The sequence below is a fragment of the Thermosynechococcus sp. NK55a genome, assembly GCF_000505665.1.
Lineage (GTDB): Bacteria > Cyanobacteriota > Cyanobacteriia > Thermosynechococcales > Thermosynechococcaceae > Thermosynechococcus.
Genome location: NC_023033.1, coordinates 172,255 through 195,874 on the forward strand (window position 1 = coordinate 172,255; position 23,620 = coordinate 195,874).

General features: G+C 54.2%; 19 protein-coding genes, 1 other RNA gene and 2 pseudogenes. 13 read left to right on the forward strand and 9 right to left on the reverse strand.

Features of this window, described 5'->3' with window-relative positions; genetic code table 11:
- Positions 1-25: 25 nt before the first annotated feature.
- The 7 genes and pseudogenes from NK55_RS00850 (at position 26) to asnB (ending at position 7,720) form a co-directional block, all read left to right on the forward strand.
- Positions 26-697, forward strand: a complete 672-nt coding sequence (locus NK55_RS00850) for a DUF1614 domain-containing protein (protein WP_024123973.1) — start codon at positions 26-28, stop codon at positions 695-697.
- Between the two features lie 69 nt (positions 698-766).
- On the forward strand, positions 767-1,219 hold the full coding sequence (gene ndhN / locus NK55_RS00855; RefSeq protein ID WP_024123974.1) for a photosynthetic/respiratory NAD(P)H-quinone oxidoreductase subunit N: 453 nt from the start codon (positions 767-769) through the stop codon (positions 1,217-1,219).
- Between the two features lie 129 nt (positions 1,220-1,348).
- A complete protein-coding gene (locus NK55_RS00860; RefSeq protein ID WP_024123975.1) occupies positions 1,349-1,609 on the forward strand; it encodes a TM2 domain-containing protein in 261 nt (86 codons plus the stop codon).
- A 138-nt stretch (positions 1,610-1,747) separates the two neighbouring features.
- Complete coding sequence (locus NK55_RS00865; RefSeq protein WP_024123976.1) at positions 1,748-3,556, forward strand: DNA polymerase III subunit gamma/tau; 1,809 nt, start codon at positions 1,748-1,750, stop codon at positions 3,554-3,556.
- A gap of 140 nt (positions 3,557-3,696) precedes the next feature.
- Positions 3,697-4,813, forward strand: a pseudogene (locus NK55_RS12825) (DDE-type integrase/transposase/recombinase).
- Between the two features lie 268 nt (positions 4,814-5,081).
- A complete protein-coding gene (locus tag NK55_RS12990; RefSeq protein WP_157869611.1) occupies positions 5,082-5,546 on the forward strand; it encodes a hypothetical protein in 465 nt (154 codons plus the stop codon).
- Between the two features lie 176 nt (positions 5,547-5,722).
- The gene (gene asnB / locus NK55_RS00880) at positions 5,723-7,720 is read left to right on the forward strand and encodes an asparagine synthase (glutamine-hydrolyzing) (protein WP_024123977.1); all 1,998 of its coding nucleotides are present in this window, start codon (positions 5,723-5,725) and stop codon (positions 7,718-7,720) included.
- Between the two features lie 120 nt (positions 7,721-7,840).
- Here the strand turns inward: asnB and NK55_RS00885 are convergent, their stop codons facing one another.
- Together NK55_RS00885 and NK55_RS00890 are read right to left on the reverse strand one after the other, a co-directional pair.
- Entirely contained in the window at positions 7,841-8,080 is a 240-nt protein-coding gene (locus NK55_RS00885; RefSeq protein WP_024123978.1) for a hypothetical protein, read from the reverse strand.
- Positions 8,077-8,748: a PHP domain-containing protein gene (locus NK55_RS00890; protein ID WP_024123979.1), complete on the reverse strand. Its 672-nt coding sequence runs from the start codon at positions 8,746-8,748 to the stop codon at positions 8,077-8,079. Before NK55_RS00890 ends, NK55_RS00885 begins: the two co-directional genes overlap by 4 nt.
- Before the next feature lie 120 nt (positions 8,749-8,868).
- Here NK55_RS00890 and ffs point away from each other — a divergent pair.
- From ffs to nadA, 4 genes and pseudogenes are all read left to right on the forward strand, one after another.
- An RNA gene (ffs, locus tag NK55_RS12610) (signal recognition particle sRNA small type) lies at positions 8,869-8,965 on the forward strand.
- Between the two features lie 23 nt (positions 8,966-8,988).
- Complete coding sequence (gene hisIE / locus NK55_RS00895) at positions 8,989-9,633, forward strand: bifunctional phosphoribosyl-AMP cyclohydrolase/phosphoribosyl-ATP diphosphatase HisIE (protein ID WP_024123980.1); 645 nt, start codon at positions 8,989-8,991, stop codon at positions 9,631-9,633.
- A gap of 78 nt (positions 9,634-9,711) precedes the next feature.
- Positions 9,712-11,255, forward strand: a pseudogene (gene crtD, locus NK55_RS00900) (C-3',4' desaturase CrtD).
- Positions 11,255-12,232 (forward strand): quinolinate synthase NadA, encoded by a 978-nt coding sequence (gene nadA / locus NK55_RS00905; RefSeq protein WP_024123981.1) that lies wholly within the window; start codon positions 11,255-11,257, stop codon positions 12,230-12,232. The pseudogene crtD and the gene nadA overlap by 1 nt, the downstream one beginning before the upstream one ends.
- Before the next feature lie 2 nt (positions 12,233-12,234).
- Here the strand turns inward: nadA and NK55_RS00910 are convergent, their stop codons facing one another.
- From NK55_RS00910 to NK55_RS00935, 6 genes are all read right to left on the reverse strand, one after another.
- Positions 12,235-13,122: a hypothetical protein gene (locus tag NK55_RS00910; protein WP_024123982.1), complete on the reverse strand. Its 888-nt coding sequence runs from the start codon at positions 13,120-13,122 to the stop codon at positions 12,235-12,237.
- Positions 13,123-13,132: 10 nt separating this feature from the next.
- Complete coding sequence (locus NK55_RS00915; protein WP_200865506.1) at positions 13,133-13,633, reverse strand: hypothetical protein; 501 nt, start codon at positions 13,631-13,633, stop codon at positions 13,133-13,135.
- 32 nt (positions 13,634-13,665) lie between these two features.
- The gene (locus tag NK55_RS00920; protein WP_024123984.1) at positions 13,666-14,376 is read right to left on the reverse strand and encodes a lipoate--protein ligase family protein; all 711 of its coding nucleotides are present in this window, start codon (positions 14,374-14,376) and stop codon (positions 13,666-13,668) included.
- Positions 14,376-17,033, reverse strand: coding sequence for a bifunctional acetaldehyde-CoA/alcohol dehydrogenase (gene adhE / locus NK55_RS00925; protein WP_024123985.1), 2,658 nt, complete (start codon positions 17,031-17,033; stop codon positions 14,376-14,378). Before adhE ends, NK55_RS00920 begins: the two co-directional genes overlap by 1 nt.
- 39 nt (positions 17,034-17,072) lie before the next feature.
- Positions 17,073-17,792, reverse strand: a complete 720-nt coding sequence (gene pflA / locus NK55_RS00930) for a pyruvate formate-lyase-activating protein (protein ID WP_041428876.1) — start codon at positions 17,790-17,792, stop codon at positions 17,073-17,075.
- A gap of 539 nt (positions 17,793-18,331) precedes the next feature.
- A complete protein-coding gene (locus NK55_RS00935) occupies positions 18,332-18,988 on the reverse strand; it encodes a 1-acyl-sn-glycerol-3-phosphate acyltransferase (protein WP_024123986.1) in 657 nt (218 codons plus the stop codon).
- 73 nt (positions 18,989-19,061) lie between these two features.
- Between NK55_RS00935 and NK55_RS00940 the strand changes: the two genes are divergently transcribed.
- Positions 19,062-21,014 carry an ABC transporter ATP-binding protein/permease gene (locus NK55_RS00940; RefSeq protein ID WP_024123987.1) on the forward strand — a complete coding sequence of 651 codons (1,953 nt, stop codon included), beginning with the start codon at positions 19,062-19,064 and terminating at the stop codon, positions 21,012-21,014.
- Positions 21,015-21,611: 597 nt separating this feature from the next.
- Here the strand turns inward: NK55_RS00940 and NK55_RS00945 are convergent.
- Entirely contained in the window at positions 21,612-22,994 is a 1,383-nt protein-coding gene (locus NK55_RS00945) for an NAD-dependent succinate-semialdehyde dehydrogenase (protein WP_024123988.1), read from the reverse strand.
- 173 nt (positions 22,995-23,167) lie between these two features.
- Between NK55_RS00945 and NK55_RS00950 the strand changes: the two genes are divergently transcribed.
- Positions 23,168-23,617 carry a fasciclin domain-containing protein gene (locus NK55_RS00950; protein WP_024123989.1) on the forward strand — a complete coding sequence of 150 codons (450 nt, stop codon included), beginning with the start codon at positions 23,168-23,170 and terminating at the stop codon, positions 23,615-23,617.
- Positions 23,618-23,620: the final 3 nt, after the last annotated feature.

The following is a 23,620-nucleotide window of genomic DNA, read 5'->3' on the forward strand; positions in this document are numbered from 1 at the left end:
CAGTTTGAACGAGTTGTAGGTTTCTATGATTTACCTGCCTGTTACTGCCCTACTTTTTGTGCTGCTGATCCTGTCGCTGCCGTTTCTGTGGCTGGCGATCGCCTTCGATGCCGTACAGGTGGCCGTTGCCAAGTTGGGCTTTTCACCGACTGCCGCCTCGGTCTTACTGCTGATGGTGATTCTCGGCAGTACAATTAACATTCCCCTCTACGAGCGGGTCTCTACGGTGGCGATTGTTCCCGATTTTGAAGAACTCTGGTTAAGTCGGTTTTGGGGAATTCCCCTGCGCAAAATTCAGCAAAAAACTATTGTGGCGCTGAATGTGGGCGGTGGCCTAATCCCCACACTGCTGGCACTCTATCAATTTACCCGTGTGAGTCCCTTAGCGATTCTTTTGGTGACCTTGATCGTGGCTGTGGTGAGCTACTATTCTGCCCAAGTGGTACCTGGTATTGGGATTCAAATGAATGCCTTGGTTGCCCCCCTAACAGCAGCAATGACGGCCATTTTGATTTCTGGGGGCATAGCGGCGGCACCTATTGCCTTTGCCGGGGGCGTGCTGGGAACGCTCATTGGTGCCGATTTACTACACCTGCGGGAAATTGAGCGCATGTCGGCGGGGGTGCTCAGTATTGGTGGTGCGGGTGTCTTTGATGGCATTGCCTTATGTGGGTTATTTGCACTGCTATTGACTTAGGCATACCCGCAGTAAGAATAACCATGATAAAGTGCTGGATGAAGTGCTAAAACCTCTGAGAAAAAATCTATGGGTCTGCTGGCTGGCTATCAATTTGTCAAAGATTTAGAATCCGCTGGGGCATTGGCACTCTTTGTTCCCCCAGAGGGCGGTTTTGAGGGTCGCTATCAACGGCGACTGCGTTCCAAGGGCTATACCACTTTGCCCATGAGCGCACCGGGCTTGGGGGATTTAGCAGCCTACCTGACCCAAGAGCACGGAATTCGTCCGGCTCACACGGGCAAAGAAGACATTCGCGTTTATTTTCAGCCGCCCTTAGTGACGTACCATTTGCAAAACCTACCCCCCAATGCTAAGGGACTGGTGCTCTGGCTGATTGATGGTAAGCGGCTCTCAAGGCAAGAATTTGCCTACTTGGCACAGTTGACCCAAACCCTACCGAAGTTCAAAGTGGTGGTGGAAGTGGGGGGCGATCGCGTTGTGCGCTGGGAACCCCTTGCGGATTGGGTTGCTGCTGCCTAGGGTCTAACACTTCTGCGTCAATCCACAAACTGCCTACTTGGCCCTTGACAGTCTTCCTTCAACCCTGAAGGATATAGGCCAGAGGGGCTTAGTCTCCCTGTATCAGAAATAACCATTGGGAAAGGGACGATGACTTCAAATTCCGACATCTCAGGGAAAAAACTTGCCGCTGGCATCTGTGGTATCCTCTTGGGTACCCTTGGCATTCACAAATTTGTCCTTGGTTACAATACCGAGGGCTTGATCATGTTGCTGGTGAGCTTGTTGACCTGCGGCTTGGCCGCCCCTGTCATGGGTATTATTGGCTTAATTGAGGGAATTATGTACCTCAGCAAAAGTGACCAGGAGTTTTACAATACCTACATCGCTGCCAAAAAGGGCTGGTTCTAAGGTCTAGGATTTATTCCATCCGGGGAGATGGCGGCAATTGCTGGCCTGCTAGAATAACAGGCGCACACTCAAGTTTAAAGCTTTAAGTTCAGGAAGTTAACCACAGGATTTCTTTGGCCTATCCATTGCAGCCCAGCGGTGACCTACGAACCCCTGCATCACAAATACCGCCCCCAACGCTTTGCAGATCTGGTGGGTCAGGGGGCGATCGCCACCACCCTCACCCAGGCTTTGCTCAAGGAGCGCATTGCGCCCGCCTATCTCTTTTGCGGTCCCCGTGGCACAGGCAAAACCTCTAGTGCCCGTATTTTGGCAAAGTCCCTCAACTGCCTGAAGAGTCGGAAACCAACTCCTGACCCCTGTGGCCAGTGCGAAGTCTGTCGGCAGGTCGCTAATGGCACCAGTTTGGATGTCATTGAAATTGATGCAGCCAGCCACACTGGGGTGGACAATATCCGCGAACTGATTGAGAAGGCACAATTTGCCCCAGTGCAGTGTCGCTACAAGGTTTATGTGATTGACGAATGTCACATGCTGAGTGTGTCGGCCTTCAATGCCCTCCTCAAAACCCTAGAGGAGCCGCCGCCCCATGTGGTCTTCATCCTAGCGACAACGGATCCACAGCGAGTGCTGCCCACCATTATTTCCCGCTGCCAGCGCTTTGATTTTCGGCGGATTCCCCTAGGGGAGATGGTTGCCCACCTTCAGGACATTGCTGATAAAGAGCAAATTGAGATTGCGCCTGAAGCCTTGACCCTTGTGGCCCAATTAGCCCAAGGGGGACTGCGGGATGCTGAAAGCTTGCTGGATCAGTTGAGCTTATATCCTGAACGGATCACGGTAGAACACGTATGGCAACTGGTCGGAGCGGTGCCAGAACAAGATCTGCGGCAATTGTTGGGGGCGATCGCCCGTCGGGATGCAGTGGCAGTTCTCGAGCAGACCCGCCAATTACTGGAGCGGGGTCGCGATCCGCTGACAATTCTGCAAAATCTGGCCAGCCTCTATCGTGATTTGCTCTTGGCAAAAACTGTCCCTCAACGGCAGGACTTGGTAGCCCTCACCGCAGAAACTTGGCAGGCCTTGATTGCCCTTGCTGAGGCATGGTCAGTTGAGGAGATTCTACACGCCCAACAACACCTGCGCACCTGTGAAAGCCAAATCAAACAGAGCAATCAACCCCGCCTCTGGCTGGAAATTAGCATTTTAGGACTGATGACGGAGAGGGTTCCCCAACCGCCCCCAGCTGCGGTAATGCCTGCTGCCAGTCCACAGCCAACCACTGGGGCACCCCCTAGGATTAAACCCGAAGTTGCTGTTGCCGCCAAGCCCGCAGAACCCCTCCCTCAGAACTCGGAATTGTCAGTTAAACACCTGCAAATTAAAGAAACCGCTGCTGCGGCACCTGAACCAGCGGCATCTCCTGAACCCGTAGCCAATCCCGAACAGGTGTGGCAACAGGCACTACAGGTCTTGCAGCAGATGCAAATGAGTACCTATGCGCTGCTTGCACAACATGGTCACCTACGGCACTTGGACGATCGCGAGGTACAGATTGGTATTGTCAACCAAACCCTGTTAAATCTGACGAAAAATAACCAAGCCAAAATTGAAGCTGCCTTTTCCCAAGTTTTAGGCCGCCGCACCAAAGTCGTCCTTGAGGTTGCGCCGCTGCCCCACAAAACCACACCTGCACCAAAAGCTAAGGAGCCGCCGCAATCCTCTGTCGTCATCCCCCTGCAGCCAAGAGAAGCTCCACCCCCCCCTGAAGAACCAACCCCTATTCCACCCCCACCACCTCTCACCACTGCTGCCGATCCTGTGCGTGAATCTGCCGAAAAACTGGCACGATTCTTTAACGGTGTGGTTATTCGCCTACCCGATGAGGGCGAAAGTCCAGACACCCCAATTGCTGAAGCCTCTGAAGAGGAGGAGCTGGAGTTTTAAGGCCTCTGAGGGTCTAGTTTTCGGCCCCGCATATTATATTCCCAGAAGATTCCCAGAAGTCGTGCTCAACCCCTCGAAGCATACCGGCTCTTCGAACGCTTGTTACCAGGCCAGAAAGCATCCAAGGAAGGAGCGTAGCCATGCCTCGGATTCACGCTAATGCCCGAACCACACCTCGGATTCGCCGTGAGGCCCAACAAGCGCCAGCTTCGGTAAGTCACCGCGAGCTTGCCAGACGCTACGGTATCCACCGCCATACGGTCGCGAAATGACGAAAGCGCGGGAGTGTCGCAGACAAGCGCACCCGCCCTCATCGCTTGAACACTATGCTTACTGCAGCGCAAGAGCTCGTGATCGTTGAGGTGCGTAAGTTCCTTTGGCTGCCCCTTGATGACCTGCTGGTTCTTGCCTGAACCTTCCTCAACTCCAACCTTAGCTGCTCGGCGCTAGATCCCCTAGATCCCTGTCTGCGCTGCCACAGGGTCTCGAACCTGCGCGCACTGCAAAAGAAGCCGGCAAGCGCAGAAGGGGGGACAAAACGACCACGCGGCAGTTCAAAGACGACGAGCCAGGGTTCATTCACATCGACTCAAGTACCTGCCGCAATGTCTGAAGAGGAGAGGCGCCCTGACCTCTGCGTCGCAATTGACTGGGCAACGCGTTGGCTCTATCTGGCAATCCACGAGGATAAGAACGCTGAATCTGCCACGCACTTTTTTGCGCACGTGCTTGCCAACACCCCCTTTGTGGTACATACTCTTCTTACAGATACCGGCAAGGAGTTCACCGATCGCTTCTGCACCACGGGCGATCGCCAACCCACCGGACGCCATCTGTTCGATCAGCTCTGTGCGAACAAGAGAATTGAGTATCGGCTCATCCAACCTCGCCACCCGCCAACCAATGGCATCGTCGAGCGCCTCAACGGTCGCATTGCCGAGATTCTGGGCGCTGAGCGTTTGTCTCCGCCGCTGATCTGCAAGAGACGCTCACAGGCTACCTTTGGACGCACAATCACCGAATTCCCCAACGCGCTTGGGACCACATGACACCCATCGAGAAACTCTGAACATGGCCAATGGAGCGACCAGAGTTGTTGTTTCAAAGGTAGGTCATGTCCCGGGTCTTGACCTGCGCTGCAGCGAGCGCGGATGGATGCAGGCTGCAACGGTTCTATTGATGAGGCAATTCGCAATTATTGTGCTGCGTAATGTCTCATTATTTATTGGAATAGCTATAATGAGCACAACTGACTGACCGCGAGCATTTGCTCGCGGAACAACTTATTGAGGGAACTCTTTACAGGAAATGAGACCAATGACCCCCAAAAAACTAATCCAAGCGGAGGCTCACCTTGCCTTCGGGCGCAACTGGCTGGAAGATCACAGAGGTTGAAGTGCGTGAGACGGAAGCGGGGCTTTTGTAGCTTCTGGGTGGAGAGGGGCTTGATGGCAAGCGCTTTCTCAATATCGGAGGTGGTTCAGATCTGCACAATCTCGCGGCCCTTCGACTTGGGGCGCGGGAGGTGGTGGCGGTGAACAGCAACGCCGATTCGGTGGCAACCACCCATGCTGTGCTTTCTCATTTCGTGTCCGGCGGCGCTTACCGCATCAAGCAAGAAAGTATCTTCAAGCTCGCACCCACCAAATGGGGAACTTTCGATGTGGTTTATTCCTGGGGGACTGCACCACACCGGCGAGCTCGACTGCGCTTTGGCTTGTGCCGCGCGGATGGTGACACCCGAGGGTCTCCTTGTGTTGGCACTTTATCGGCGCATCTGGATGGAGCTGTTCTGGCGTTGGGAAAACAGTTGGGAAAACAATTGTACTGGTACGCGCAGGCTTCTCCTGCGGCTCAGGCTCGGATGCGATGGGTGTATGTGACCCTTTTGCGCCTTGGCCTTCGGTTAACTGGCCGGCGGTTTGCAGACTATGTGACCCCCTATCGTGGTAATCGCGCAATGAATTACTACCACGACGTCCATGATTGACTGGGTGGCTGGCCCTATGAGTCCATCAGGCCCGATGAAGTGTCTGCCCGAATGATCGGGCTAACTTTACACCAGTTCCGATTTTCGCACGCTAGGGAAGGTTTTCGGATATTGTCGGTTCGGGATGCAATGACTACGTCTATAGACTCTATAAACAATTGGTGCAGAGCTGAGCTATGTGCGGTTTAACTGGTTTCTGGCAGTTTGGCGGTTGCCCTGGTGATGATGCTCGCGCCACTGTGCAACGCATGGCCGACACTCTCATCCACCGCGGGCCGGATGATGCGGGAGTATGGGTAGATGCAGAAGTGGGCATTGCACTGGGTCACCGTCGGCTCGCTATCCTCGATCTATCTCCTGCTGGCCACCAGCCCATGGTGTCGGCCTCTGGACGGTACGTGATCGTCTTCAACGGCGAGATCTACAACTATCTCGAGTTGCGCGAAAAGCTTACCAAAGTCAACCCTACCGGGATGGTTCCCCCATGGCGCGGCCATTCCGATACGGAGACATTGCTCGCGGCATTTGAAGCTTGGGGTATTGAAAAGACCCTCGAGCGCGTCGTGGGGATGTTCGCCATCGCCCTCTGGGATCGGAAAAGGCGTATGCTCACACTGGCGCGCGATCGCATGGGTGAAAAACCGCTCTACTATGGCTGGGTGCACGGCACACTAGTATTTGGCTCCGAGCTCAAGGCATTGCGGGCATATCCAGGGTTTGACAATGCTATCGAGCGCCAGGCGCTAGCGCTTTTCATGCGGTACGACTACATACCCGCACCGTGGAGCATCTACGAAAACATTTGGAAGCTGCCCCCGGGTTGCTTTGTGCAGTTTGGGGAGCAGTCCCTCAGCCCCGGCGCCTCTCCTGCCGGGAAAGGGGAGATCAAAGCCTATTGGTCGGTGCGCGAGGTGGCAGAGGCGGGGTTGAGAGAGCCGCTTGCGTGTACGGAAGCGGAGGCCGCCCGGGAACTCGAACGCCTGCTCAGGCAAGCCATCGCTGGGCAAATGGTGGCCGATGTGCCCCTGGGGGCGTTTTTGTCGGGCGGGGTGGATTCTTCCACCGTGGTGGCGCTGATGCAGGCGCAATCTGCGCGGCCGGTGCAGACCTTCACCATCGGTTTTCACGAGGGCGACTACAATGAGGCCGAGCACGCCAAGGCCGTGGCGCGGCATCTGGGCACGGCGCATACCGATCTCTATGTGACACCGGACGACGCGATGGCGGTCATTCCCCGGCTGCCCGCGCTCTACGACGAGCCCTTCGCCGATTCGTCCCAGATTCCTACCTTTCTGGTAGCTGGGCTCGCGCGCCGGCAGGTGACGGTGAGCCTCTCGGGCGATGGCGGCGACGAACTCTTTGGGGGGTACACCCGCTATTTCTGGACGCGCGCGCTGTGGAAGCGGCTGGGTGTGGTACCCATGCCGCTGCGCCGGGCGTTGGCGGCAGCTTTGACCGGGCCCTCACCCGCCGCGTGGAATCGCGTGTTTCGGTTGCTGGGCCCGCTGCTGCCGCGCCGGCTTAGGGTAAAGCTCGCCGGCGACAAGATGCACAAGCTCGCCGAGTTGCTGGCGCTCGATTCCCTGGAGGCGGTGTATTGCTATCTGGTCTCCCACTGGCAGCATCCGGCGGAGGAGTTGGTCATCGGTTGCACGGAGCCCGAGACGATTCTTTCCCGCCGCGATGCGTGGCCGGCGAGCCTGGCCCAGGGCCAGCGGCCCTTCGAGGAAGTGATGATGTTCCTCGATCAGCTCAGCTATCTGCCGGATGACATTCTGGTCAAGGTGGATCGCGCGGCGATGGGGGTGAGCCTGGAAACCCGCGTGCCGCTCCTGGATCACCGCGTGGTGGAATTTACTTGGCGGCTGCCCTATCACTTCAAGATTAGGGAGGGGCAGTCCAAGTGGCTGCTGCGCCAGGTGCTCTACCAATACGTGCCCAAGGAATTGATCGAGCGACCTAAGATGGGGTTCGGCGTGCCGCTGGATCAATGGCTGCGCGGCCCGCTGCGGGAGTGGGCGGAGGATCTGCTGTCGGAAGCGCGCCTCAAGCGCAAAGCTTTTCTCAATCCAGAGCTAGTGCGGCAAAAGTGGCAGGAGCATCTTTTGGGTCGGCGGAACTGGGCATACCATTTGTGGAATGTGTTGATGTGGGAGGCGTGGCTGGCTGCCTAGAATGCCAAGATTTCTCTTCTTGGTAATTGAAGGATCACTTTCATAGGGACGGCTGGATTCTGACTGCAATCACAAAAAGGCTCGCGATCGCCCCCCAGAATCAGCAGCTGCAGGTCATTCCTATTGGGAGGATGGCAAAGCAGGTCTGGGCAGATAACGAGTAACTTGTGACCATAGAAGCTGTAGCTGCTCCCCTAGGCGATCGGGACCGATACCAAAAAAGATTTGCAATAGGAAGACAACCAGGGCAATTTTAATCGCCGTACCGAGAGTGACCTTGAGCACAGTGATGAGCCAGCGGAGCACAAACCAGCTGATGACGATCGCCCCCACGGTGATCAGAAGTTCAGTTCCTGTCATCGCCGCACCAGAATGCTTTGGCCATGGGTATCGGTGCCACAGGTCTCTAGGAGTTGATGCTCTGCCGCCAAGGCATGCACCAAGGCCGTTGTTTCTGGCGTGGATTCCCAGGGATCGGGGTTGCTGTAGCAATAGTAGGTCTCCACACCATCAATTCCCCGTGTCACCGCAGCAGGAATCAGTTGTTCCGCAGGCAGCCGATAGCGTGCCGGGTGCGCCAAAATCGCCAAGCCACCCGCCTCATGGAGAACCGCAATCACCCGTTCCGCCTGGGCCCATTCTCCTTCGGGGGCGCTGCCCATGGCATAGCGATGCAGGATTGGGGCATGGGGGTCAAAGCCATAGCCCAGGATGTGCACTTCCGTGTCAAGCAGTTGGGCGGTAATTTCAATACCGGTGTAAACTTTGGGACGATCCGTCCCTGGATAGGCTTCGACGTATGTCCGAGCCTGAAAATAGCCCTCTAAAGCATGGTGATCGGTAATGGCAAAGCCCTTGAGACCGTGGATCATTGCCTGTTGCGCCACTTGCTGCGGTGTCAGTTGTCCATCGGAGCAGATGGTGTGGAGATGAAAGTTATAGCGATAGGGACAACTGGTTGCCGTCAACGTCCGAAAGAGACCACGGAGAGTCTCAGCCTGCGTCACCATGAGTGCAGCAAGGGTCATAGGCATTACCAAATCTTACGCTGTTACCCTTTTAATATAAACTTTCTTTAAGAAACTAGGGATAAAAATTCCTAATAGGGCAATTTATGGGGTTGGATGACGTATGCTATGATACAAGTTGGCTCGGAATCATGCGATCGCAACGCCTAAACCTTGTCAGGTCCGGAAGGAAGCAGCAATACGGGATGCTTGCGATAGGCGTGATCTCCGGGTCACCCTCTGGAGAACTGCCAACGATTGATGCCCGCCACTGCCCTTAGCCTCCCCCTGGACGAGATTCGCTACGATGAACGGGGCTTAGTGCCAGCTATTGTCCAAGACTATTTGGACGGAACCGTCTTGATGCTGGCATGGATGAATCGGGAATCGCTACAGAAAACCCTTGAGACGGGTCGCACGTGGTTTTGGAGTCGATCGCGCCAAGAATTGTGGCCAAAGGGGGAAACCTCTGGCCATGTGCAGTGGGTAAAAAGTATCCGCTATGACTGCGATAGTGATGCTCTATTGCTCACTGTAGAACAGGTGGGGCACATTGCCTGCCACACAGGCGAGCGTAGTTGTTTTCACCGCCATGGAGCCAAGGGAGAATACATTGAGCCCCCTCCCGCCGATACCCTCTCACAGGTATATAGCATTGTTTGCCAGCGGCGGGATTTCCCGCAGTTGCAGTCCTACACGTCTAGCCTATTCACTGCCGGGGATAACAAAATTCTCAAGAAGCTGGGGGAAGAAACCGCAGAAGTGGTCATGGCCTGCAAAGACGATGATCCAGAGGCGATCGCCAGCGAGGTAGCAGACTTGTTTTACCACACCCTTGTTGCCTTGGCCTATCATCGGGTGTCTTTGCGGCAGGTCTATGAGCAGCTGCAGTTGCGGCGGCGCTAGGTGATCGCCTTTTGCCTTGTCAGCCCTGGCTGCCCGTGGCTAAAGTGCTAAGTAATGCTCACTGACTTAGGAATAACAATGGCAAAGCACGTGGTCGTCATTGGCGGCGGCATTGGTGGTCTGACGACAGCAGCCTTGTTGGCACGACGGGGCTACCGCGTCCAACTATTTGAACAGGCCGCCCAATTAGGGGGCTGTGCTTCAACCTTTCAGCGACGCGGCTTTACCTTTGATGTGGGTGCCACCCAAGTGGCGGGTCTAGAGCCGGGGGGGATCCATGCCCAGATTTTGGCTGAATTAGAGATGCCTCTGCCAGCAGCAACCCCCTGTGACCCCGCCTGTGCGGTGTATCTGCCGCAGGAAACAACGCCCATTAATGTTTGGCGCGATCGCGATCGCTGGCGACTAGAACGTCAACGCCACTTTCTGGGCAGTGAGCGATTTTGGCAAGGCCTTGAACAACTATTTGCCATTAGTTGGCGATTTCAGCAGCGGCAGCCAATTTTGCCCCCCCGCAATGGCTTTGATCTGTGGAAACTGGTGCAAGCCCTGCGTCCCGACACCCTCCTCACGGTGCCCTTTAGTCTGATGACGGTAACCGATTGGCTGAATCTCTGTGGTCTGGGGAGCGATCGCCGGCTGCGGCAATTTCTAGATCTCCAGCTCAAGCTCTACTCCCAAGTGGATGCCAGTGAAACGGCATTGCTCTATGGTGCCACCGCTCTCTGCCTTGCCCAGGAGCCCCACGGTCTTTACCATCTCCACGGCAGTATGCAGGTGCTCAGTGATTTGCTAGCCAATGCCCTGCGGCGAGATCGCGGCCAAATCTACACCCGTCATCGGGTGCATTACATTGAAGTCGAGGGAGGGCGTGCCGTCGCCGTACAGGTGGAAAACCTAAAACAAAAACCTTGGAGCGCGTTGCCGCCGATCACATTGTGGCCAATGTCCCTGCCCAAAACCTGCCCCAGCTCCTTGGCGATGCCCTTCCCCCTGGCTATGCCCGCCGCTTAAAAAGGCTGCCGCCGGCCGCCGGTGCCTTCGTCCTCTACCTGGGAGTGAAGGAGTCCGCCATTCCGGAAGCGTGTCCACCGCACCTGCAATTTCTCTACGATCCTCAGGGGCCAATTGGCGAAAACAACTCCCTCTTTGTTTCTGTGAGTCAGCCCCAGGATGGCCGTGCTCCCGACGGCTATCGCACCCTGATTGCTTCTAGTTTTACCGAACCGAATTTCTGGCGGCAGCCCCACTTAGATTACGCCGCCACCAAGGCACAATATACCCAAACGGCTCTGGAACGCCTCGGGGAATTCTTTGATCTGCGGCCCGAGCACATTGTCCACTGCGAAGCCGCCACTCCCCGCACCTTCTGGCGCTACACGGCACGGATAGATGGCATTGTCGGTGGCATTAGTCAACGCCTGAGCACCTTTGGCCCCTTTGGCTTGGCAAGCCGCACCCCAATTCCCCACCTGTGGTTAGTGGGAGATTCTGTACATCCAGGGGAAGGCACTGCCGGCGTCAGCTACGGTGCCCGTGCCCTCGTCCAACAGGTGGTTGCCAGTGATACCAATTTTGGTAAAAATCACTATAATAGAGGAACACTGAGGCCAATCAATTGATGAGGAAACGGACACGCTGTGTTTGCCACCCTTGCTGCCCCCCACCCCCCCTCCCCCTTGATCTGGTTGCCGCTATCCAAGACCGGAAGCGGGAACTGAATGCAGTCATTCTGGCGCACTACTACCAAGACCCGGCCATTCAAGATGTGGCCGATTATATTGGTGATTCCTTGGGGCTGTCACGGCAGGCGGCCAGTACCAATGCCGATGTCATTGTCTTTGCGGGGGTGCATTTCATGGCCGAAACCGCCAAGATCCTCAACCCCGATAAGTTGGTGCTGCTGCCCGATTTGGCGGCGGGCTGTTCTTTAGCAGACAGTTGCCCTGCAGACGCCTTTGCTGCTTTTAAGGCGCAGTATCCTGACCATTTGGTGATTTCCTACATCAACTGCTCTGCCGAAATTAAGGCCCTCAGTGACATCATCTGCACCAGTTCCAACGCAGTGAAAATTGTCCAGCAGTTGCCGGCGGATCAACCCTTGATTTTTGCCCCCGATCGCAACCTTGGCCGCTACGTGATGGCGCAAACGGGTCGGCAAATGGTGCTTTGGGAGGGCAGTTGTATTGTCCATGAAACCTTCTCAGAGCGACGTATCCTCGAACTCAAGGCTGCCTACCCCACCGCTCAGGTCATTGCCCACCCCGAATGCGAAGAGGCGGTGCTCCGCCATGCCAATTTCATTGGTTCAACAACCGCCCTGCTTAACTACACCCAAACAGAAGCTTGCGACACGTTTATTGTTGTCACCGAGCCGGGGATTCTCCACCAGATGCAGCGGCGCAACCCTCAGAAAACCTTTATTCCTGCGCCGCCTCAGGATCAGACCTGCAATTGTAACGAGTGCCCCTTTATGCGTCTGAACACCCTAGAAAAGCTCTATTTGTGTATGCGCGATCGCCAGCCCCAAATTCAGCTGCCCGAGGACGTGCGCCTTGCTGCCCTCAAGCCCATCCAACGCATGCTGGAAATGTCCTAAGGTTAGATCTCGGCAACTGCTCGCTCAATCAGGCGCCGCGCCAAGGTTTGCACCCCAGTGTGGTAGTAGTAGTTGGTGCTCATGTCTAAAAAAGCACCCAAGTAGTCGAGGTTATCTTTCGAGAGTTCAATAAAGCTTTGCAGACGATTGATCACCTTTTGCGGCGTTAACTCGTGGCTGCTCACAAATTGGCTCATCCACCCCTGCACAGCATTAAAGCTCTGAATAATAAAGCCCAATTGACCGCTGGGATTGCCCCCCGGCACCACAGCACTAATGGCTTTGAAGGTGGGGTTTTCCTGCAAGTCGTTGGGTTGCAAGCTTTGCAGTGTGCCCAAGCATTTGAGGAGAAAGTCAGGCCCTAGGGGAATCAGACCATCAAAGCAGATGAGGGCGGCCATCCGCATGAGGGATTCACCACTGTAGTCGGCAAGGGCCCGCAGGAAGTCACCGAGGCTATCACCGGGAATGCCATTGATTTGACAAAAGGCGAGAATTTCTACAATCAGCTTAAGGCTGAGGTCAAGGGACTGCGCCCGCTCTGGCTTGGGGGTGATTTTGTCTAGGAAACCGAAGAATGAAATTTTCTCACCCACTTTGTTGGCAAGGGCAGCCGCCCCTAGGAGGGCATCGGTATTGTCCACGGTTTGATAGAGCCACAGTGCCCGCTGATAGCCTTGGGATTTGTCATTAAAGAGCTGCACGGCGCGATCGCCAATTTGGCGGATCAGGGCAGGATCCGTTTCCCCCGTCACATGGCGGATCGTGTTATCAAAACCAACGATATTTTGCCACTGCCCCGGGATGATGAAATCCAAGGACTTGAGAGCCATAACAGTAAGACCCCCGGTGGGGAGTTGATCAACGATTTTGTAGATAGGTTCGCTCACGGTTGTCTCCTTAGGGGGCAAGTTGGGCTAAACCAGCCAGATCAAATTTTTCAATCCATTCCTTGCGATCGCTGGCGGTAAAACTGGGATCGCGGGAGAGCACCTTCACCTGATAGCGGTTAGCCACCAGAATTGCCGTTTGCGTTGTCCCCACCTCTACGGCTGGATAGCCGGCAATCTGCATCGTGGTGTTTTGGAACTTGGCTGCCGCCTCAGGGGTGCTAATGGTATCGGCGATGGCTAGCATCGCCAACTCTTTGCCATCTTTTTTCAGCTTAGCCTCGGCAAAGCCCTTTTTCTCTTGGACAAAGATGCGCTCAAAGCCATTCCCTTCCGGCGGAAAGAAGCGATTAAATTCACTGCCTTGGGTGGCTTGGCGACTTACTGCCGCTGGGGCATTGCGCTGGGTGCTCTGCTGTTGCACCTGCTCGTAGGGCGAGGGGGAGGTGGAGGCACAACCCGTGATCAAAAGCGTAAAGGCTAAAACAAGTGCACTCAGCCAGCGAACCATGGCAATACTCAAGACAATAAGCCAATCATAGCCTAGGCGGGGCAGCCCCAGGCTGAGTTCAAAATTCTGTTAATGTCTTGCCACTCGCGATCGCTCAAGGGTTCTGGGGTCAGGCTCACCTGCCACTGCGCCTCAAAGGCGTCCAAGAGAGCCCTTTGCACCACCGGCAAAGGGGGAAGGGACTGCCGATGGGGAACACTGCCAAAGACCTGCTGCCATAGATTGGGGTCAGGGGTAAGGACAATCGAACCGTGCTGAAGGACGCGATCGCCCCGCCAGGCTTGGGCACTGCCAATGACCTTCTCGCCAGTCGGTAAAACTAAATCGGCCACAGTTGCCCGTGCAAAGCAATTGATGGGAGCGTTGGCGCGATAGCGTTCCTGTCCCAACTGCAGTGGCCACCCTAGGCGCTCAAATCCCACCTTCAGAAATTGACACAAATCGGCATAGACCTGCTGCCGCCGTTGCCCTAACCCCCACACCACCAAACTGTAGGTGAGGTCCCCTTGATGTAAAACAGCTCGCCCACCGGTGGGTCGCCGCACCAGCTCTACAGGTTGCCCTTGCCAGTGCTGGTGTTGCCACTGCTGCGGAATTTGCCGTTGACGGTAGCCAAGGGAAATGGCTGGCGGTGACCAGGTGTAAAACCGCAGACAGGGGCGATCGCTCCCCTGCCAGAGCCAGCAATCCACCGCCATTTGTACCTTCCCCGGCGCTGCAAAAGGGGGAATATAACGCCACATCAACTCGCAGGTGCTTCCTCCGGATGGTAGGCTGCCGCATCCCGCCGACACCCCATATAGGCAAGGATATACAACTCCTTGAGGTCTTGGATCAGCGGATAGCGGGGATTGGCTCCCGTGCACTGATCGTCAAAGGCCAGTTCGGCCATGCTCTCCACCCGCTCATAGAAAGCTTGATCCTCACTGTTGAGAGCCTCCTTAATCGTGGCGGGAATCTCTAACTGGGCCTTCAAATTCTCAATTGCCGCAATGAGGCGCTCCACTTTTTCCTCTGGAGTCGTGCCGCCCAATTCAAGGAAGTCGGCAATTTGGGCATAGCGCTCCTTGGCTTGGGGATACTTGTACTGCGGGAAGATAGCTTGTTTCAGGGGAGCATCGGTGGCATTGTAGCGAATCACATGGGAAATCATGAGTGCATTCGCCAGGCCGTGGGGCACATGGAAGGTGGAGCCCAGTTTGTGGGCCATCGAGTGGCAAACCCCCAAGAAGGCATTAGCAAAGGCCATGCCGGCGATCGTAGCAGCGTAGTGGACTTTTTCCCGCGCCTCTGGATCGGCAGCGCCCCAGCGATAGGCACGGGGTAGGTAGGTAAAGAGCAGTTTGATGGCCTCTAGAGCCAGTCCCTCCGTAAACTCCGTCGAGAGCACCGACACATAGGCCTCCAAGGCATGGGTCAGCGCATCAATGCCACCATAGGCCGTCAGTTTCTTGGGCATGTGCAGCACCAAGTCGGGATCCACAATTGCCATCGTTGGGGTAAGGGCATAGTCCGCCAAGGGGTATTTAATCCCCACGCGATCGTCGGTAACCACGGCAAAGGGCGTCACTTCTGAACCCGTTCCCGAGGTGGTGGGAATTGCCACTAGGATTGCCTTTTGGCCCAAGGGAGGCAATTGATACACCCGCTTGCGAATATCCATGAAGCGCATGGCCAGGCCGTCAAACTCCACCGTTGGGTGTTCGTACAACAGCCACATCACCTTGGCCGCATCCATAGGTGAGCCACCCCCCACGGCAATAATTACATCGGGTTGATATTGCCGCAGCAACTCTAGGCCGCGCTTGACGGTACTGAGGGTTGGATCGGGCTCCACCTCATGGAAGATGTCGTACTTGATGTCCAGTTCTGCGAGGGTGTGCACAATCGGTTCAGTGATGCCCAAGTCAAAGAGGGGTTGATCAGTCACCAGGAAGGCGCGTTTTTTCCCTGCCAGCTCACGCAGGGCAATGGGCAAACAGCCGGGTTTGAAGTAGATTTTGGGTGGCACCCGGAACCAAAGCATATTTTCCCGGCGATCGCTCACCGTTTTAATATTCAGCAAGTGACGGGGACCAACATTTTCCGATGTGACGTTGCCGCCCCAGGTGCCACAACCAAGGGTCAGCGACGGATCTAACTTGAAGTTGTAGAGATCTCCAATTGCCCCCTGGGAAGAAGGGGTGTTAATTAGAACCCGCGCCGTTTGCAGGCGATATTTGAAATAGGCAATATCATCTTGATTGCGGGGATCGGTATAGAGCACAGAGGTATGCCCCTTGCCCCCAAAATTCACCAACTGGGCCGCAATCTCCACCCCTTTATGGAACTGGGGTGCCCGATATAAGGCCAATACCGGACAGAGTTTCTCATAGGAAAACGGCTCCTGCGGCCCCACTTCACTCACTTCGCCGATGAGTACCCGCGTCTGTGGCGGCACTTGGATATTGGCCATTGCTGCAATGGTGGCTGCCGATTGACCAACAATGGCGGCATTGAGGCGACCATCCTTCAGGAGTAGTTGGGCCACCTGCTGCCGTTCCTCAGGGGAGAGAATGTAGGCACCTCGCCGTTGAAACTCAGCTTTGACCGCGTCATAAATCTCATCAACAACAATCACTGCCTGCTCCGAGGCACAGATCATGCCATTGTCAAAGGCCTTACTGAGGAGAATCGAACTCACCGCCGTGGGAATATCGGCTGTGGCATCAATGAGCACGGGGGTATTCCCCGCCCCGACCCCGATCGCCGGATGGCCAGAGGAATAGGCTGCCTTGACCATGCCCGACCCCCCCGTGGCCAAAATCAGCTTGATCTGCGGGTGCTGCATCAGGGCTTGAGAGAGTTCAATCGTCGGCTCATCAATCCAGCCAATAATATCGGGGGGCGCGCCGGCGGCGACCGCTGCATCCAAGACGACCTTGGCTGCTGCAACCGTACAGCCCTTTGCGCGGGGGTGGGGCGAAAAGATAATGCCATTGCGAGTTTTCAGGGCAATCAGTGCCTTAAAGATGGTCGTTGAAGTGGGGTTCGTGACCGGCACCACACCAGCAATGATCCCCACCGGTTCGGCAATTTTTTGGATACCGAAAATGGGATCATCCTCAATGACGCCGCAGGTTTTTTCATTTTTGTACTTGTTGTAGATGTATTCCGAAGCAAAGTGATTTTTAATGACTTTATCTTCGACAACCCCCATGCCAGTTTCGGCTACGGCTTGTTTGGCCAGGGGAATCCGTGCTTGGTTGGCCGCCATGGCTGCTTGGTGGAAAATGTGATCCACTTGCTCTTGGGTAAATTGGGCGTACTGACTCTGCGCCCGTTGGACGCGCTCAATCAGCCCTTCCAGATCGGCAAGGCTTTGAACGGGTGGGTAACTGTTCAAGGTTGGGGCATTCATGGCCAACTCCTTAGAAAAGCAATTTCTCAAATTGGCAAGTTATTGAACGTTGAGGTCATATTCTCGAAAGAGGGCGATCGCCCGCTGCACCTCCTCTGGACTAGCGGCTGGGGTATCAAAGAGTTCATAGGGCAACCCTAACTGCCGCCATTTGTATTCCCCCATCTTGTGAAACGGCAACACCTCCACCTTCTCAACATTGCTGAGACTAGCCACAAATTGCGCCAACCCCCGCATATTTTCGGGATCATCCGTCAGCCCCGGTACCAAAACAAAGCGGATCCAGGTCGGTTTATGAATCTCATCAAGGTACTTGGCCAACTCTAAGGTGGGGGTAATCGTGACACTGGTGACCCGCCGATAGGTCTCCGGCAGAAAGGATTTGATGTCCAGCAAGACTAAATCAGTGACCGCCACAACTGGCTTCGCCGCCTCGAGAACGACGTAACCTGAGGTATCTAGGGCAGTGTGCAATCCCAACTCGTGGCAACGCTCAAAAATTTCGCGGACAAACTCCGGTTGCATCAAGGGTTCCCCGCCACTGGCCGTCACGCCCCCTTGGCGCAAATAGGACTGATAGTGCTGAATGTCGGCAATCAGTTCATCCACGGTGACGAGCTTCCCCTGATGGGGTTCACGGCAGTCAGGATTGTGGCAGTACAGACAGCGCAGCGGACAACCTTGGGTGAAAATGACATAGCGGATACCGGGACCATCAACCGTGCCACAGGTTTCAACTGAATGAATATAGCCTGTCACCTTTTGTTTTTGGGTTGTTTTTCAGGGAGTGTCGAAACCATCGTTAGAACCTCGGTGACAACAGATAACTTTTGCTAGCTTTTAGGGAGTTGGCGAGGACCGGCCAAAAGATTCGTTAAAATTTTGATCGCTCTTAAGAAAGTATCCCAGTTAACAAAAACTCAGTGTTGAATGGCTCGCAAAGTCTGGCCTACGGCCTAGGAGCGCGCCTGCTCTACAGGCTTTTGAGTGTCTTCCATCCTTGGGCAAAAAGTGGTAAAGGGCTGAACTTTGGTAAAACGGTAATTTCAGCATAAAGGCAGAAGAATAATTTGGGCGCCGTCTTAATTAACTTTTAGGATTGGTGGTTGTTTTGCAACTTTTTCTAACTTTCCTAACTTAATGAAGAATTTTTAAGTTGATAATACTAGCGGGCGATCGCTCCCTCAAAGGTTGGAAGATATGACGATTGCGGCTTGGGATAATTGAATTCAATCTTGCCTTTATTCTACAAAATTCCCTTGACCTAGGCCAATTGTGCAATCGGTTACCAATTAGCCCTAGGATTGGGCACATTTGCGAGCTTCAAGCACGGCTGCCTGCAAGGCTGCTTGCAGTTGCTGGGTGAAGTCTTGAGCCTGTTGCTTGCGGTTGCCTTCTTGCCCAGGGGTTGTCCACAGAGGTGATCCAATCCACAGCGCCACCCGAGCACGGAACTGTGGCTGCGGATGATAGGCAATACCGACGGGAAAAATCGGTAGCGGGCGATCGAGCTGCAAAACAAGGCGGGCAAGACCAGGTCTCAGAGGGCGAATCACTTGATCCCGGACAATTCCACCCTCAGGAAAGATCACCAAGGGCTGACCGGCCTTGAGAATGTCTAGAGCATGGCGCAAACTACTGGGTTGAGGACGATCCAGATTGATCGCAAAGGCACCCAGGCGGCGAATAAACCAACCCTGCACACCGCCAAACTCAATGGCATTTGTCATAAAGCGCAGGGGATAGGGGCACACCAAGGGCAAAATGACGGGATCCCAACGACTACAGTGCTTGGGAGCAAGGACAAATCGACCATCCCTGGGTAAATGCTCGCGACCCACAATTGTGATTTGCGAAAAGTAGAGGGGCAAAAATAGGCGATGAATGGGCCACAATCCCCAATAAAGCCACGGCAAGATGTGAGATGTGGTGGGTGCCATTTTCTGATGGCGCATCCGTTCTCCTCCGTAGCCGCCGCTACTACAATAGTAAGCCTGTAGCCCCTTGCCGCTGTCGAGGAACCAGCCAATGTCGCAGCCGACCCATCGCTTTGATGCCCGTGTCTGGGGGCAGTTTCTGCGGATTGCCCAACCCTATTTTTTCCCCCGCGATCGCTGGGGCAGCAGTGTGATCTTTATCCTGCTGCTTTTTTTGGTCATTGCCCTCATGTTTGGCTTCCTCTTTGGCCTCACGGCAGCTATCACCTTTGGCCTGAATGCCCTTGCCCCTGAACTGATGGGACCAATTGCCGGGGGCCTCATGGAGATGATTCAATCCCTGTGGGCACAGCCCCTTAGCCGCAGTCTCCTGCTAGGGACAGTGATTGTCCCCCTGGGCGTCTTTGCACTGCTGCGGCAACCCCTCCTGCTTCGGTGGCAAGCATGGGCTCTCTTGGGGTTACTGCTGATGCTTTCCCTGTCCGTGAGTGGCCTCAACGTGATTATTAGCTTTGTGGGTCGCTTCTTCCAGACGGCACTGGCGGAGAAAAATGCCGAAACCTACTGGCGATTCCTTTTCGTGTATGCTGGTGTTTTTGTAGTGGGGACGCCGATTGTCGTCATTTATCGCTATGTGCGGGAATATCTAGGGTTGCGCTGGCGGGATTGGCTCACCCGTCATTTTTTGGATCGCTATTTCCAGAATCGGGCTTACTACACCATTGAAAACCAAGGGGAGATTGATAACCCTGATCAACGGATCAGTGAGGATGTCCGCTCATTTACCCAAACCTCGCTCCAGTTTTTGCTGATCATTCTTGGCGAAATTATTGACCTCATTGCCTTTAGTGGCATTCTCTGGACTATCTCACAAACCCTAACACTGACATTGATTGGCTATGCCATTGTCGGCACTATCGTCACTGTTTTAATTGGGCAACGCCTGATTTGGCTGAATTTTAACCAACTGCGGCGGGAAGCGGACTTTCGTTATGGCCTTGTCCATGTGCGCGATAATGCCGAGTCTATTGCCTTTTATCGCGGTGAAGGCCAAGAGTCAGTGCAAGTGCGTCAACGCTTTCTTGAAGTGCTGCGGAACTTTAACCTCTTGATTGGCTGGCAGCGAAATCTTGATTTTTTCACGACAGCCTATAACTACTTTGTGATTATTGTGCCGGCGGCGGTGGTTGCTCCCCGCTACTTTGCCGGTGAGATTGATTTTGGTTCCATTAGCCAAGCTAGTTTTGCCTTTTCCCAGGTACTGGGGGCACTCTCAATCATTGTGAACCAGTTTACGAACCTCACGGGCTTTATTGCGGGCATTGAGCGTTTGGCAGAGTTTGATGAGGTGCTGACGAGTCCCTCCGTACCGCCTCAATCGCAAATTGAATTGGTGGAGAAGCCCTACATTGCCCTAGAACACGTGAGTGTGGATACACCGAATTTGGCACGGCGACTGGTGGAAGATGTCACATTTGCCCTTGAAGCGGGCGAAAGTGTCGTGATCATGGGACCCAGCGGTGTAGGTAAAAGTTCGCTGCTGCGGGCGATCGCCGGACTCTGGCAAAGTGGCAATGGTCGCATTATGCGTCCACCGGTGGATGAAGTGCTCTTTTTGCCCCAACGCCCCTACATGGTGCTGGGTACGCTGCGCACCCAACTCCTCTATCCCAGTGGCGATCGCCAGACCCCTGATGACGTCCTTTTGCAGGCCCTTGATGAAGTAAACTTGGCCCATTTGCCCGATCGCGTGGGCGGACTCGACGTGGAATTGGCGTGGGATGATGTGCTGTCCCTTGGGGAGCAGCAACGACTGGCGATCGCCCGCTTGCTGCTGAATCAGCGCCCCTACGCCATTTTGGATGAAGCCACCAGTGCCCTTGACTTAGCCAATGAAAAACGGGTCTATGAGCATATTCAGCGCCTCAGCCGCAACTACATTAGTGTTGGCCACCGCGAGAGCCTGATGCAGTACCACACCTATGTTTTAGAACTAAAGGGCGATCGTGAGTGGAAATTTTACCCTGTACGCAACATCCCCTAGCGCTGGCGACCGCCACAATAGCCGCCACAATAAAAGTGGCGCCCTATGGAAGAGAAGTGATCGAGACAAAGAAATAGATTTCCCTGGAAGGCAGGTAGTATCACAATCTTTTTCTCAAAGGTAGAGCAATAAGGGAAGACATTCTTTTGCTTTTAATAGTCGTGAAACGGGTGGTGGCAACCTAGCCTAGAGCAAGCTGTAACATGAAGTTTTGTGCAATTAGTTTTTACCTAGTAAAGATTTTAGAATGAATATATGAATATATGTTTTTCCCTTGGGTCGCTGTTTTACTACTGCTTTTTCTATAGAAAATTTGAAATTTGGAATATTTAGAAAATCCTATAAAAGAGTTATTATAGTTATTAAGTTATTAAATATAAATATTGGGAAGATATGCTTTGTGATTGTTGGAGATGGTCTCGAGAAATCATTAAAGAAATTCTTGGTGCTTATTACAAGCGGAAGCATCTCAAAATCATCACCAATTGAGGGAAAGAAGAGAGTAAGCCATGACTGGATTTGCATTTTTAGACTTTCTTAATAGAACCAGTTTGAATCAAACAACTACTGACCAGCTTTTATCTAAAATAACCTCATTCAACGGGGAGTATTCGCTCGGCACACTGTTTTGATATTGACAAACTCCAGGAGTCCTGCCCGTCCCAGTTCGCGGCCATAACCAGATGCCTTGATCCCCCCAAAGGGTAAACGCGGATCAGACTTGACCATGGCGTTAATAAAGACAGCCCCCGCTTCCAGATCCCGCCCTAGGATCTCTGCTTCATCGCTCTCCTGTGTCCAAGCACTGGCGCCTAAACCAAAGGGTGTGGCATTGGCCAGTTCAATGGCCGCAGTCAGGGACGATACCCGAAAGAGCATTGCCACAGGCCCAAATAGCTCTTGGGTAAATACGGGGTTATCGGGAGTGACCTCTGTCAAAATTGTCGGCGCAAAGAAATATCCCTGCTGGGTCGGTAGATCCAGAGAGCGGCGGTAAAATGCCTTGGCACCATGACTCAGGGCAAGTTCAACTTGAGCGTGGAGTTCATCGCGGATGGCGGCGGTGGCTAGGGGGCCGAGTTGGGTGGTGGGTTCCAAGGGATCGCCAATCACCCATGCCTCGAAGGCGGCTTTCATGCCCTCGGCAAAGGTGTCATAGACAGCCTCATGGACAATAAAGCGTTTGGCGGCAATGCAGGATTGGCCATTGTTAATCATGCGCGCTTGGACAGCGGTGGCGATCGCTTGGGAGATATTCGCGCTGGGCATAACAATAAAAGGATCACTCCCCCCCAGTTCTAGAACCGTTTTCTTGAGGTGCTGACCCGCTGCTTGGGCTAGACTTTTGCCCGCTGCTTCGCTGCCCGTGAGGGTAGCCGCCTTAATCCGTGGATCCGCCACCAGATCAGCAACCGCACTGCCAGGGATCAGCAGGGTTTGAAAGACCCCCTCAGGAAAGCCCGCTTCAGTCAATAGATGAGCGATCGCCAGTGCGCACTGTGGCACATTAGAAGCGTGCTTGAGGAGAGCCACATTCCCCGCCATTAAAGCCGGTGCCGCAAAACGAAATACCTGCCAAAAGGGAAAATTCCATGGCATCACCGCCAAAATAATGCCAAGGGGCTGGTAATGAATTGCGCTGTAGCTGGCCTCGGTGGGAATCACTTCAGGCTGCAGGAAAGTTGCCCCCTGCTCGGCATAGTAACGGCAAACCCAGGCACATTTGTCAATTTCAGCCCGCGCCTCTGTAATCGGTTTGCCCATCTCAAGGGTCATAAGGCGAGCAAGCGCCTCCCGCTGCTGTTGCAGGAGATTTGCTGTGTTTGCTAGCCACTGGGCACGCTGTTCAAAGGAGGTCAGGCGATAGGTCTCAAAGGTCGTCGCGGCTTGGGCAATGGCTCTCTCTACTTCCTCAGCCCCGAAGGCAGAAAAGGTTTTTAAGACCTCAGCGGTTGTGGGATTAACGGACACGATTGCCATAATTAAATTTCCCTATCTGGCTAGCGCCAGCGATCGCTAGCGCCTAGGACATGGGTTCAGTATGCTAATTCTAGCGTTTGTGATAGTTCCCATCTTCATTGATCAATCTTGATCAATGGGGCGATCGCAAACCATTGTTGTCTATTCTCATCGCAGTTTTGGGGCCCGCTTTTATGGCAACCATCGTTGATATTGCAGTGAATACTCCCGGCTTTTCCACACTAGTCACTGCTGTAAAAGTGGCCAATCTGGTGGAAGCCCTACAGTCGCCGGGACCTTTTACAGTGTTTGCCCCCAATGATGACGCCTTTGCCAAGTTGCCCGATGGCACCATTACCTCCCTTGTGCAAAATCCTGCCCAGTTAGGGCGGATTCTCAAGTACCATGTGGTTGCTGGTGCCTACAAAGCAGCAGACCTGAAAAAGATGGGCATCGTCACTTCCCTCGAGGGTTCCACCATTCCTATTCATGGTGAGAATCCCCTTGAGGTGAAAAACGCCACGGTTCTTGCTGCCGACATAGAAGCGGAGAACGGTATTATCCATGTCATTGACACCGTCATCCTGATGGGATTGGATCCAGCCCACTCCTTTCAGGACACCAACATTCCCTACAAAGTCTGAGGT

Excerpts from the sequence above, each read along its gene's own strand:
- nadA (WP_024123981.1), top strand. The coding sequence starts at position 11,255 with ATGAGGAAACGGACACGCTGTGTTTGCCACCCTTGCTGCCCCCCACCC.
- NK55_RS00860 (WP_024123975.1), top strand. The coding sequence starts at position 1,349 with ATGACTTCAAATTCCGACATCTCAGGGAAAAAACTTGCCGCTGGCATC.
- NK55_RS00920 (WP_024123984.1), bottom strand. The coding sequence starts at position 14,376 with ATGTGGCGTTATATTCCCCCTTTTGCAGCGCCGGGGAAGGTACAAATG.
- ndhN (WP_024123974.1), top strand. The coding sequence starts at position 767 with ATGGGTCTGCTGGCTGGCTATCAATTTGTCAAAGATTTAGAATCCGCT.
- hisIE (WP_024123980.1), top strand. The coding sequence starts at position 8,989 with ATGCCCGCCACTGCCCTTAGCCTCCCCCTGGACGAGATTCGCTACGAT.
- NK55_RS00945 (WP_024123988.1), bottom strand. The coding sequence starts at position 22,994 with ATGGCAATCGTGTCCGTTAATCCCACAACCGCTGAGGTCTTAAAAACC.
- asnB (WP_024123977.1), top strand. The coding sequence starts at position 5,723 with ATGTGCGGTTTAACTGGTTTCTGGCAGTTTGGCGGTTGCCCTGGTGAT.
- adhE (WP_024123985.1), bottom strand. The coding sequence starts at position 17,033 with ATGAATGCCCCAACCTTGAACAGTTACCCACCCGTTCAAAGCCTTGCC.
- NK55_RS00950 (WP_024123989.1), top strand. The coding sequence starts at position 23,168 with ATGGCAACCATCGTTGATATTGCAGTGAATACTCCCGGCTTTTCCACA.
- NK55_RS00885 (WP_024123978.1), bottom strand. The coding sequence starts at position 8,080 with ATGACAGGAACTGAACTTCTGATCACCGTGGGGGCGATCGTCATCAGC.
- NK55_RS00915 (WP_200865506.1), bottom strand. The coding sequence starts at position 13,633 with ATGGTTCGCTGGCTGAGTGCACTTGTTTTAGCCTTTACGCTTTTGATC.
- NK55_RS00935 (WP_024123986.1), bottom strand. The coding sequence starts at position 18,988 with ATGCGCCATCAGAAAATGGCACCCACCACATCTCACATCTTGCCGTGG.
- NK55_RS00850 (WP_024123973.1), top strand. The coding sequence starts at position 26 with ATGATTTACCTGCCTGTTACTGCCCTACTTTTTGTGCTGCTGATCCTG.
- NK55_RS00890 (WP_024123979.1), bottom strand. The coding sequence starts at position 8,748 with ATGACCCTTGCTGCACTCATGGTGACGCAGGCTGAGACTCTCCGTGGT.
- NK55_RS00940 (WP_024123987.1), top strand. The coding sequence starts at position 19,062 with ATGTCGCAGCCGACCCATCGCTTTGATGCCCGTGTCTGGGGGCAGTTT.